The organism is Oceaniferula spumae (assembly GCF_042849255.1).
GTDB lineage: Bacteria > Verrucomicrobiota > Verrucomicrobiia > Verrucomicrobiales > Akkermansiaceae > Oceaniferula > Oceaniferula spumae.
In genome coordinates, this window is the sequence record NZ_AP026866.1 from 1,908,463 (window position 1) to 1,920,183 (window position 11,721).

At 54.0% G+C, this 11,721-nt stretch carries 7 protein-coding genes; 6 read left to right on the forward strand and 1 reads right to left on the reverse strand.

What is annotated here, in order from left to right; genetic code table 11:
* Nucleotides 1-109 precede the first annotated feature (109 nt).
* Complete coding sequence (locus tag ACSPJT_RS07945; protein WP_435895840.1) at nt 110-838, forward strand: PEP-CTERM sorting domain-containing protein; 729 nt, start codon at nt 110-112, stop codon at nt 836-838.
* Nucleotides 839-1,014: 176 nt separating this feature from the next.
* On the opposite strand, the gene ACSPJT_RS07950 is transcribed toward ACSPJT_RS07945, so the two are convergent.
* Nucleotides 1,015-1,809, reverse strand: coding sequence for a PEP-CTERM sorting domain-containing protein (locus ACSPJT_RS07950; RefSeq protein ID WP_435895841.1), 795 nt, complete (start codon nt 1,807-1,809; stop codon nt 1,015-1,017).
* A 255-nt stretch (nt 1,810-2,064) separates the two neighbouring features.
* Between ACSPJT_RS07950 and ACSPJT_RS07955 the strand changes: the two genes are divergently transcribed.
* From ACSPJT_RS07955 to ACSPJT_RS07975, 5 genes are all read left to right on the forward strand, one after another.
* Nucleotides 2,065-4,176 carry an excinuclease ABC subunit UvrB gene (locus ACSPJT_RS07955; RefSeq protein ID WP_435895842.1) on the forward strand — a complete coding sequence of 704 codons (2,112 nt, stop codon included), beginning with the start codon at nt 2,065-2,067 and terminating at the stop codon, nt 4,174-4,176.
* 212 nt (nt 4,177-4,388) lie between these two features.
* Nucleotides 4,389-5,402, forward strand: coding sequence for an AAA family ATPase (locus ACSPJT_RS07960; RefSeq protein ID WP_435895843.1), 1,014 nt, complete (start codon nt 4,389-4,391; stop codon nt 5,400-5,402).
* 24 nt (nt 5,403-5,426) lie between these two features.
* Nucleotides 5,427-6,368, forward strand: a complete 942-nt coding sequence (locus tag ACSPJT_RS07965; protein ID WP_435895844.1) for a DUF58 domain-containing protein — start codon at nt 5,427-5,429, stop codon at nt 6,366-6,368.
* A 15-nt stretch (nt 6,369-6,383) separates the two neighbouring features.
* Nucleotides 6,384-9,281 carry a PA14 domain-containing protein gene (locus ACSPJT_RS07970; RefSeq protein WP_435895845.1) on the forward strand — a complete coding sequence of 966 codons (2,898 nt, stop codon included), beginning with the start codon at nt 6,384-6,386 and terminating at the stop codon, nt 9,279-9,281.
* A complete protein-coding gene (locus ACSPJT_RS07975; RefSeq protein WP_435895846.1) occupies nt 9,278-11,707 on the forward strand; it encodes a hypothetical protein in 2,430 nt (809 codons plus the stop codon). The genes ACSPJT_RS07970 and ACSPJT_RS07975 overlap by 4 nt, the downstream gene beginning before the upstream one ends.
* Nucleotides 11,708-11,721 lie beyond the last annotated feature (14 nt).

The following is an 11,721-nucleotide window of genomic DNA, read 5'->3' on the forward strand; positions in this document are numbered from 1 at the left end:
CTCAAAAGCGGCCGCCCACTGCCGCGCGGCTCTTGCTTTATGAAATCAATAGGTAATTGACCTTACGGCTGCCCCCCTCTATAAGAAACACTCATTCAAATTGAACACCATGCTCAAACCATCTACCCTCATTTCCAGTGCCATTGGAATGTTCGCCCTCTCTGCCCAAGCTGCGACGATTAACATCATGTTTCACAACGGGCTCACCACAGTGGGCAACCTCGACACAGCACCGGATGGAACCATTGTCTCAGCCGGCTCGAACGGTTCCGACGTCTGGAACAATGTGGCGAACAACGGCGGTGACGGCCTGGTTTTCACTGGTAAGGCTCTCAACTTCGCAGATGGGTCAGGCGCCTCCGGTGCGACACTTGATGTCACAGCAGGCACCTCCACCTTCAACGGCGGCAACGCCAACGACGACCAGATCATGATGAACGGCTTATACGGCTTCCTGAGTGAAGTGGGTGGTGGTGGTGAATCACTCACCATCAACGGTCTCGGCTCCGTATTCTCCAGCGGCTACCGCATTACCATCTATGGAGAGGGACCTGACGACAACGCCGGCAACCCCCGTGTGATGGGATACACCATTGACGGAACCACCAAGACGATTTCCGACGGCGGAGGCTTTACCGGTACATTCACCGAGGGAGAAAAGTTCGTGGTGTTTGACAATCTCTCCCTCCAAGACGTGACCATCAGCATGTCCGCCACCGGCGGAAGCGGCACCCGCTCCCTCATCAATGGCATTATCATCGAATCAGTTCCAGAGCCCTCCTCCACCGCCCTCCTCGGCATCGGTCTCTGCGGCTTCCTGCTACGTCGCCGTAGATAATAGCTCATATTCACACAAGGCCAGCTCAGTTGAGCCGGCCTTTTTTCGATTCTCGACAAGACAAATGTTCACCGCCTCCAGACACACCAAAAATCACCTCTTCGTGGAGCAGGCATAAAAAACCACCGTCCAACAAAGTGGAGCGGTGGTTGAAAGATGACTTCTACTCTAAGATATTATGCGCGGCGGCGACGCATGATAAGCGCCAACCCACCGAGGCCAAGAAGCGCTGTCGAGCTTGGCTCAGGCACAACATCCAGCGTAACCTGGCTGATCATGCTGCCCCCATCCGAGCCTTGGGTGTAAATAGCGAATTTGTAACTCTTTGATAGATCCATCGCTGTGGTCCCAGTGCCAGCGGTCGCGCCGTTTAAACTGAAGCTGTAATTCCCAGCGGCATCCACAGTAAGCACCATGGTCTGATCCGTTCCGGTGGTGACTGTTTGAGATCCGTCCAAAAGATTACTTGGACCTGTTCCGTCACCATACATCAGCCCGAGTGGGGCACCACTTCGCTCAGTCAGATTTAAGCCTATCCCCTCGTAAGCACTGAAGCTGTGAAATCCTCCCAAAGTAGCGACATCCACTGATGATTCCACCAGACCAAAGGAAAAACTGTTCGATGGATAAGGCGGGTTTCCAGAGTTTGCTTGATTGGAAATCGAGTAGGTCACAGACAGCGTATAACCCGGTGCGATGGCGAAACTATTGTTCGTGACGCCTTTTCCTACCATTTGCCCCCCCGCGCCTCCACTGGCCGCTACTTGGCTCATATTGCCACCTGCTTCTTGCAGTGGACCTCCAGTATTCGAACCTGTTCCAGCGATAATTCCACCTCCAGTTCCGGGGTTACTTGTAAGATCTGTGTCGCTAAAGGTGTCTTGATAAACAACGACTGCCGAAGCGCTGGCAGCAAAGGACAATGCCATCGTCGCAGCGATACTTGTTTTGGTAATTATGGTGTGTTTCATGGTTTTTGTGAGTTCGCCTTTTAAAGTAGGCAAATTTGATCCCGCCGCCAGATCACACCTTCCGAGCATACAGGCTATTTTTTTACCCATCCTTTGCGCTGGTATGCTTTTATTGGTATCCGACACCGCTTGAGAACAGGACGACGGGGCAAGGCGCCTTTGCGCTGGTATGCTTTTATTGGTATCCGACACTTGCAGGACGTTGTCATCTGCTCGAATCTACGATAGCGTGCCCTCTCTTCAGCACACCTCGAAATGCCTTTCACTCTCAACAGCGATTACTCACCGTCCGGCGATCAAGGCCCTGCTATCGAAAAACTGGTCAAGTCCATTGAGGCAGGCAATCGGCACCAGACATTGTTAGGTGTCACTGGATCCGGTAAAACGTTCACCGCAGCCAATATCATCGAACGCGTTGGCAGACCGACTCTGGTGATGAGTCATAACAAAACCCTCGCCGCCCAGCTTTACTCCGAACTCAAAAGCTTTTTCCCTAACAATGCGGTCGAGTATTTCGTTTCCTACTTCGATTACTATCAGCCTGAGGCTTACATCCCTCGCTCAGATACCTATATCGAGAAAGACAGTGCCATCAACGATGAGATCGAGCGACTTCGTCTCAGTACTATGGGATCCCTGATCACTCGCGAGGATGTGATAGTGGTCGCATCTGTCTCTTGCATTTACGGTCTGGGATCTCCCGAGGATTATCAGAACATGATGTTGCCGGTGAAGACCGGCGATGAGATGGATCGCGAGGAATTTCTCGCCGGACTGGTTAACCTGATGTTCGAGCGCAATGACATCGCTTTCTCACGCGGCCAATTTCGAGTGCGTGGAGATGTGGTGGAGGTGCATCCGGCATACCTTGAAGACACCGCCATCCGGGTGGAGTTCTTCGGAGATGAAATCGAACGTATTTCTCAGATCGATGCCCTAACAGGCAGCCGGATGGATACGCTCGACAGCCATACCTTTTTCCCCGCCAAGCAGTTCGTCACCGATAAGGACAAACTCAACACCGCGATCCGAGCGATCAAAAAGGAGGCGAACGAAAGAGTCGAATGGTTTGAAAAACACGACAAACTCATCGAGGCCCAACGCATCCGTATGCGCACCGATTACGACATCGAGATGATGCAGGAAATGGGCTTCTGTCAGGGTATTGAGAACTATTCACGTCACCTCACAGGCAGAGCGCCAGGCGCCCGACCATACACGCTGTTAGACTTTTTTCCTGATGACTACCTCCTACTCATGGACGAGAGCCACGTCAGTGTGCCTCAGGTTGGCGGCATGTATGAAGGCGATAAAAGCCGGAAGACTACCTTGGTGGAACATGGCTTCCGTCTTCCCAGCGCATTGGATAACCGTCCGCTCAAGTTTGATGAGTTCATGCAGATGACCAATCAACGAGTCTATATCTCCGCCACCCCTGGCCCATTTGAGTTCATCAACTCCCGCCCGGACAACAAACGCTTCATCCCATGGAAACGAGGTGAGATTTCCGCCGCCCAGGCACTGAAACAGATCCGTAAGAACATCACACCGAGCGGAGCCGATCAGGATGTCGACGACTTCGATGTCAAGTCAGCTGGAACCAACTTGGTGGTAGAACAAATCATCCGACCCACTGGCCTGCTGGACCCCATTCTCACCCTCAAGCCGCTCAAGGGACAAATTGATGAAACCATCGACATGTGTCGTGAGCGAGTCGAAAAAGGCGAGCGGGTGCTGGTTACCACACTCACTAAAAAGACCGCCGAGGACCTCTCCGAATACATTCAAGAAACCGGGCTGAAGGTCCGCTACATTCACGCCGATGTTGGCGCGATCGAGCGGGTGGAAATTCTCCGATCATTGCGTAATGCTGAGATCGATGTGTTAGTAGGGATCAACCTGCTGCGTGAGGGTCTCGACTTACCGGAGGTTTCCCTCGTTTGCATCCTCGATGCCGATAAGGAAGGTTTCCTGCGTAATGAAACCTCCTTGATCCAGACCGCCGGCCGTGCCGCCCGCCATGTCTCAGGTGAGTGTGTGATTTTCTGCGATGAGATAACTGACTCCATCCAAGCCTTGATCAACATCACCGAATACCGTCGGGCTCGGCAGGTCGAATACAACGAGGAACACGGTATCACTCCGCAGAGTGTGATCCGTGGTGTGCAAGAGAGCCTCAGCCAGGCCACCCAATACTCGGAAAGCGCCGATGAGATCAACCGCGCGGTTCTCAATGAGGACGAGGCCACTTATAACGCGGTGCAGGTGATCGCCGAGCTCGAAGAGGAAATGCGTGAGGCCGCTGCCAAGTTAGAGTTCGAACGTGCCGCCCACTTACGAGATCAGATCAAGCAGCTGCAGAAATGAGGTGATTGTTGGGCGGGAGGCTATTTACCACCCTGCCCCAGACTCTACACAGTTCTTCAGCTCTGATGACTTCTTAGTCCGCGATGCAAAGAATTGAAATATTCATACGTTCAGTTGAAAGCTCAGGCACATGTTGAGGAGTATTGATACGGATGCCCTGTGCGCAGCATCGGTTGTTGCCAAACAGGGGGAAACCATCATCTAGTATCATTATGGAAACGAATATCAGCGACAAGGAAGCCGTCGAGAAATTACACGCCGTCTACGGGCGGATGAAAGAGGAGCTTTCCCAAGTCATCGTGGGGCAGGCAGATGTAGTTGAGCAGGTGTTGATGGCGATCTCATGTCGAGGCCACGCGCTGCTGGTCGGTGTGCCCGGCTTGGCGAAGACGCTGCTGGTTTCTACTCTCAGTCAGGCTCTCGATCTGAGTTTCAAGCGTATCCAGTTCACGCCCGACCTGATGCCGTCCGACATCACCGGAACCGACGTGCTTGAAGTCGACCAGGAAACCGGCCGACGCGGCTTCCGCTTTGTGCACGGACCGATCTTTGCCAATATGGTGCTCGCTGATGAAATCAACCGGACTCCTCCCAAGACCCAAGCATCTTTGTTAGAAGCGATGCAGGAGCATCATGTCACGGTCGGTGAAAAGACGTTTCAACTGCCCGAACCATTTTTCGTGCTCGCCACACAGAACCCGATCGAGCAGGAGGGAACCTACCCCTTGCCAGAAGCTCAGCTCGACCGGTTTCTTTTCAACATCGTCGTGGACTATCCAAGTGAAGAAGAAGAGCGCGAGATTATCCGTCGGGTAACAAGCCCTAGTGACGCCACTGTTTCCGCTCTGATGAATGCCGAGGAAATCGTCGCCCTGCAAGGAATCGTCAAACGTGTGCCTGTGGGTGACCACGTGATCGACTTCGCGGCCAAACTTGCTCGTGCTACCCGGCCAAAAAGCCCTGATGCACCGAGCTTCGTGAAAGAAATGGTCGGCTGGGGTGCCGGACCGCGTGCAGGTATCAGCCTGATATCAGCGGCCAAGGCGCATGCTGTGCTTCGCGGCAGATTCCATGCCACCACTGGAGACGTCGCCGCTGTGGCTGCGCCTGTTTTACGACACAGGATACTGACCACTTTTAACGCCGAGGCCGCCGGGGTGACCAGCGATGAGATCGTCAAAATGCTGCTCAAGGAGCTGGCTCCGAAGGAAGAACTGGCGGTGTAAGTCGGATCATTGTTAGAACCACTGATGTCCGAATCCTTTCAGCTCCCCGAAAGCATGTCTCTCCTCCCGGAGGAGACCATGAACGTGTTGCGTCGGCTTGAATGGCTGGCACGCAAGCGGATGCAGGGAACGCTTTCGGGCAAACACACCAGTCCCGACAAGGGGTTCTCCGTCGAATTCGCCGAGCACCGCGAGTATTCACCGGGAGACGATCCGCGGAATCTCGACTGGCGGGTAATGGCGAAGAACGATCGTAATGTCATCAAACAATACATCGAGGAAACCAATCTGCGGGTCACCTTCGCCGTGGACGTCTCCGGATCGATGAATTATCGCGGCGAGCAAGCGGCTGAAATCGATGGAGCTCCGCGCTCGAAGTTCGAATACGCCCGCTACCTAACAGCCGCCCTTTCCTATCTCTACATCAAACAAGGCGACGGTGCGGGCTTGGTCACCTTTGACAATCAAATAAAAAGCCAACTCCGCAGCGCCAGCCGTCCCAGCCAAGTTCGCCGTATTCTCGATACCCTCTGGGAGTCAGAGCCCGGCGAGGAGACTGAGATTGCGGGCGTGCTGCACGAAGTCGCAGAACGCATCCCCCGCCGAGGCCTTGTCGTGTTGATCAGTGATTTCTTTGATGACCCGAAGGCAATGATTGAAGCTCTGCACCACTTTGATTTCCGCCAGCATGAGTTAGTCATATTCCATCTGTTAGCCGAGGAGGAGCTGACATTTCCGTTTAAGGATTTCCAAAGGTTCAAGGACTTGGAAAATATCGAACCCATGTTGAAAATCGATCCTCAGGCGGTGCGCTCAGCTTATTTGGAGCGCCTGCGCGATTTTGTGAAAAGCATGGAATCCACCTGCGGAAACCTCCGCGCCGACTATGTGCCGGTGACTACCAAGTCACCGCTACAAGATACTTTAATCAAATACATAGGAAAGAGAATGCACGCCCGCCGATAGCGGCAACTGATCAGTATGCTTTTCCTCAATTCCATTTTGTTAGCCGGTTTGGCGGGAGTCTTGATCCCGATCATTCTCCATCTGATCCGCCGTCAGGCCGCCAAGCCAATGGACTGGGGCGCTATGCGTTTCCTCTTCGACACCGTGGCGATGCGACGTCGGCGCATGGAGTGGGAGGACATGTTACTGATGGCGACCCGCTGTCTGCTGATGGCCTTGATCGCTTTAGCTATCGCCCGTCCTTTCGTGCCGCCGAATTCCTCAGTGCCGTGGCTGGTGGTTCTACCTCTTGTCTTGCTTGGCGTTGCGGCCGTAGCCGGTTCCGTGGTGCTCTCAAGTAAAAAGGCCAAATGGCTGGTCCGGCTCGCAGGCATCGCATGTTTGCTGCTTGCCGTTGCTGCCGTATTGATGGAACACCGTCTGAACTTACAACGATTCCGCCTGGCTGGCGGTCGTGACGTAGCCTTGGTGATAGATGCTTCAACTTCGATGACCATGCCCAACGGCGATAAAACATCCTTCGAGGCCGCGGTCGATGAAGCCCGTCAGATCGTCAAGGACGCGCCACGAGGTACCGCATTCACAGTCATCCTCGGTGGGCCTGCTCCTGAATTGAAAACAGCCACGCCTCTAACCCATCGCGCTGATGTCCTGGAAGTGTTAGACCAACTTCGTCCTGTCGGCGGTCCTTTCCGCGCCCAAGATGCCCTCGGTATGGCCACACTCAGTCTGGCGCAGGGTGAAAACGGTGGGAAAGAAATCCTCATGCTCACCGATAGCCAGCGGATCGGTTGGCGGACCGACAGCCCCTCGGCCTGGACATCGCTTGGTGAGGCAATCGATTCCCTTCCGCGCAAACCTCGATTGATGGTTCGCAATTTTCCACCGCCAGAAAACCTGCGCAACGTGGCCATCAGCGGCATCGAGGTGTCACGACAAGTAGTAGGCACCGACCGTGAACTCCGCCTGTTAGTCACGGTGGAAAATACCGGCACCGAAGCCGTTACGCCGGGCAAGGTTGATCTCAGTGTGGCTGGAAACAAGCTACCGTCTGACACCCTCGGACAAGTCGGACAGCTCGTTCCCGGCCAGCAAGAGACCGTCGAATTCCGTTATCGGTTTAAAAAATCCGGCCCTCAGGTGGTCGAAGCCCACATTGACGTGCGCGATGATTTGCCGGGGGACGATCGGTTTGAGCGTGTGATCTCGGTAAAAAAACGTCTTCCGGTGATTCTTGTCGACGGCAATCCATCGGGCAGCTTTTTCGAACGTGCCGCTGGCTTCACCGCCTTGGCACTAGCCCCGACCAGCAGTCTTGTCCGTGGAGAAAAAACCAAGCAAGGCTACCTGATGGAGCCTGAGGTCATCGCGGCACCTGATGTCTCCACCCTCAAGGAAATAGCACCTCAGGGCGTGATCGTGCTCGCTGATGTGCCCAAGCTTCCAGCCGAGGTTGCCCGTCGTATCGAAAGACACGTCGCCAATGGTGGCGGGCTTCTGATACTCGCCGGACCTCGCGCCGACGAGTCATTTTACAACGCATGGGAAGGCGCTGACGGCCGCCTAACACCAGTGGCTCTTGGGGAAATCCTTACTGAGAAAAATGGCGTCTCCCCTGCCCCATCGACATTCGACCACCCCACGCTAAAACTGTTTTCCGATGAAAAGAAAAGCGACTTGGGAAGTTCACTGCTTTCGGTGATTAGAGAGGTGGATGAAGAGGATTCGGCCCGCTATGTGATTGGCCGATACTCAGATGGCAAACCATTCCTAACAGCTAGGACATACGGACAGGGACGTGTCGTGATGGCCACTTGCGGATTCGACAGTCGGAGCGGTAACCTGCCTGGCAAGGAATCGTTTGTGCCTTTCGTCCACGAGCTAGTCACCTGGCTCGCCGGTGCCAGTGGCGTCGATCTCAACGTAGCCGCCAGCTGGAGCCCCGCCGTTTACTTACCCGGAGGCGGCGGACTCAAGGGTGAGTATTTCCGTGGCACCGGGCCCACGAAACGCGCACACATTACCCGCATCGATCCAGCCATCGATTTTGATTGGAAAAACAAAGGACCGGACAAAAGCATGCCCAAAGACCGGTTTATCGTGCGATGGACAGGAAGATTGCTACCGCCAGCCGATGGCGAGTATCGCTTCAGCGCAGATGCCGATGATCAGTTAGAAGTGGAAATCAACGGCAAGCGCATTCTCTGGGCGAAAAAAAATTCTGACACCGAAGGCAAAGTAACCCTCGAAGCCGGCAAAGCCGTGGATATCAGAGTGACCTACCAAGAAGACTGGGATGATTCCCATGTGCGCCTGTTCTGGACTCCACCAGGAGGCAGCAAATCCATTCTACCCAGCTCGGTTCTATTTCCTCCCGTCGACGATCAAGACGGTGGCGAAATAGTCATGGAAACAACCGAGGTCATCGACCCCCAAGGAGTCACTCGTGTGGCAAACCTCGAGGCTGGTCGGCGCGGCCGCATGCTCAGAGTTTCCGGAGCAGCTATCCCAGGCATCTATCAGCTAAAAGTTCCGAAAAGCGCCGAAACTGAACTCGGTGCAGCCGCAGGAAGCCAGATCCCACTCGTGGTCACACGTGATGTTGCAGAAAGCCGCATGGACACCCTGACTGACGACGACCGAACCTTAATCCGAAAGCACCTCGAAGTGGTCAATGTTAGAAATCGTGACGACATCCTCGCTGTGCTCAGCGGCAAGGGTTTTGGTGAAGAGCTTTGGAAGGTTCTTGCCATAGCAGCCTTTGTGCTACTGCTTCTGGAAGTCGCCCTAGCGCGATGGATTTCAAAATCCAGACGAGCAGGAGACGATGTGAAGATCGACTTTGAAAATGCGGGAGAACCCGATCAAAGCTTCCTCAAGGAATTCCACCGGATGAAAGGAGACGGCGCATGATTCGACGTATTCTTTTCTCAGCCCTTCGCACCCTGATAGGTTTCCTGCTATTGTGGGCTTTGTTCGCCTTGTTAGGAAAAGTGGTCCAGTATGGCACGAGTTGGCGTATGACCAGTATCGCCTTGTTAGGCGCTGCAGCTGCGGAATTTATTTATCTGCTCTATCGATACGAACGCAACGCCGTCACCGCCAAACGAGGAAAATGGTTATTAGCATTACGCCTGTCAGCTCTGGTCGGGCTGCTCTGGATGCTGCTGCAGCCGGTCTGGAGTAGGATGGAGAAACGGAATATCCAGCGTGAGGTGGTCGTGCTAATCGATGATTCAGCATCCATGCATCTCAAAGACGATGGAGCATCAGCCAGCCGGATCGACCTCGGCCAGAGAGCTTTGGCAGACAGCGGATTAAGCACTTCCTTGGAAGGAAAAGTGAATATCCGAACTCTCCGTGCCGCTCGTAAAGTGCTCGCCGGGGAAGAATCTGCTGTTGACGGATGGGACCAGGCCACCGATCTCGCTGGAGCTTTGGCCACGGTGTTAGAGCAGGTGCCAGCCGATAACCTGGCGGGTGTTGTTCTCGTCAGTGACGGACGCCACAATCGTCCTGGCCGAGTCGAGGACGTTGCCCGCCGTTTCGGCATCCTTGACGCACCCATCGGAGTGATTCCTGTGGGTAGTGATCAATCGCCACGCGATGCGGCCATTCTCTCGGTTAATTCACCTGATGCCGTTTATCTTGGTGACCGCATCCGCGTTTCAGCTCGATTAAAATTCGACGGCTACCGTGGCAAAAAAGCCAAAGTCAAATTACTCCAAGGTGATAAGGTGTTAGAAGAAAAAGAAATCGACATCCCCCAAGACCACCACCGCGAAGAGGTCCGGTTCCGACACACCCCTGACAAAGGAGGAGTCACCGGCTACCGTCTGGAAATGAGCCCACTTCTAGGAGAGCGATTCGCCAATAATAACAGCTGGAATTTCGAAACCGCAGTCACTGACGCTCGCACCAATGTTTTGATCATCGATTCCCATGCGCGTTGGGAATTCCGGTATTTACGCAATCTCTTCTACGGTCGCGACAAGTCCATTCACTTGCAATACGTGCTATTGAATCCGGACCGGATTGAAGGTCAAAAGGAACAACAAATCCCTGCCTCAGCCGCTCGTCCGTTCGGTGATGCCAAGGCCACTCAGCTACCGACATCTGCTGATGAATGGCGAAAGTTTGATGTCATTATCATCGGCGATATCAAGCCAGACACACTTAGAAGTGACGATTGGAAAACTCTGCAAGTCTGCGTGCAAGATCGTGGCGCTATGTTAGTTGCTATCGCCGGCCCGCGCTGGATGCCTCATGCATTTTCAAATCCTAGTGTGGATCAGCTGTTGCCGATTACTTACGAGCATTCAGTTAGAAACTATTTTAATGCTGACATACCAGAATTTAAAATGGCCCTGACATCAGGTGGGCAGGTTCACCCAGTCACAGCACAGTCGGACAGCCGATTGGAAAACGAACAACTCTGGAGCAAGTTCCCCACCCTGCGCTGGAGACATCCGATCACCGGCATCAAGGAAGGAGCCGAAGTGTTATTAATGGCACAATCCGCCAACTCTCAGGCTAGGTCAGCTCCAACCTCTGCCGACCAACTCGGCAACGCTCTGGAATCACTCAGTAAACGTAAGCAGGAGGAAACTCAAAACGCTCTGTTAGTTGCCAGTCAGGTTGGAAACGGCAAGGTGGCAATGCTACTCACCGATCGCACTTGGCGTCTGCGTGAGGGCGTCGGTGATTTGCATCATCACCGATTCTGGGGGCAACTGGTGCGCTGGGGTGCCGGACCCAACTTACGCTCCGGATCAGGTGGTGTTAGACTAGGCACAGACCAGCTAACCTACTCGGGAGATGATCGCATTCAGATCACAGCACGTCTGAGAGATAAGGAGTTATCACCTGTAAAGGACAAGACTCTGCGTGCTCACATCATCCTGAACGGCCAAAGAGTCACCACCGTGCCGCTAAGCTACGTCGAGAACTCAAACGGCTTGCATCAGGCGGTAGCGGGTCCTTTTACTGATATCGGCAGCTACGAGATCAACCTGGAGGGAGAAAAAATCGATGGTCTCCTCGATGAGAAAAGCACCCAAGTCAGCACCGGCGTCCGGGTTATCGGAGCAAAAAGCCCTGTCGAACTCTCTGAAACTACCCTGAACCGACCATTACTGGAGACCATCGCCGAGCTCTCTGGGGGCCGTGTTTCCAGCAGCAGCGATCTCACCAGCCTCCCGGATCTGTTTCTCACCGGTGAAGAAACCCGTGAGGAACTACGCGAAACCACTCTCTGGGATCACTGGATCCTACTTCTATTTCTCCTTATTGTGCTGACCTTGGAATGGTCTGTAAGGAGAAGTGGAGGATTGCCGTAAGTCATTAATGGCGC

Bases quoted from the DNA above. Each gene is read 5' to 3' on its own strand.
- ACSPJT_RS07945 (WP_435895840.1), top strand. From the start codon at position 110: ATGCTCAAACCATCTACCCTCATTTCCAGTGCCATTGGAATGTTCGCC.
- ACSPJT_RS07950 (WP_435895841.1), bottom strand. From the start codon at position 1,809: ATGAAACACACCATAATTACCAAAACAAGTATCGCTGCGACGATGGCA.
- ACSPJT_RS07955 (WP_435895842.1), top strand. From the start codon at position 2,065: ATGCCTTTCACTCTCAACAGCGATTACTCACCGTCCGGCGATCAAGGC.
- ACSPJT_RS07960 (WP_435895843.1), top strand. From the start codon at position 4,389: ATGGAAACGAATATCAGCGACAAGGAAGCCGTCGAGAAATTACACGCC.
- ACSPJT_RS07965 (WP_435895844.1), top strand. From the start codon at position 5,427: ATGTCCGAATCCTTTCAGCTCCCCGAAAGCATGTCTCTCCTCCCGGAG.
- ACSPJT_RS07970 (WP_435895845.1), top strand. From the start codon at position 6,384: ATGCTTTTCCTCAATTCCATTTTGTTAGCCGGTTTGGCGGGAGTCTTG.
- ACSPJT_RS07975 (WP_435895846.1), top strand. From the start codon at position 9,278: ATGATTCGACGTATTCTTTTCTCAGCCCTTCGCACCCTGATAGGTTTC.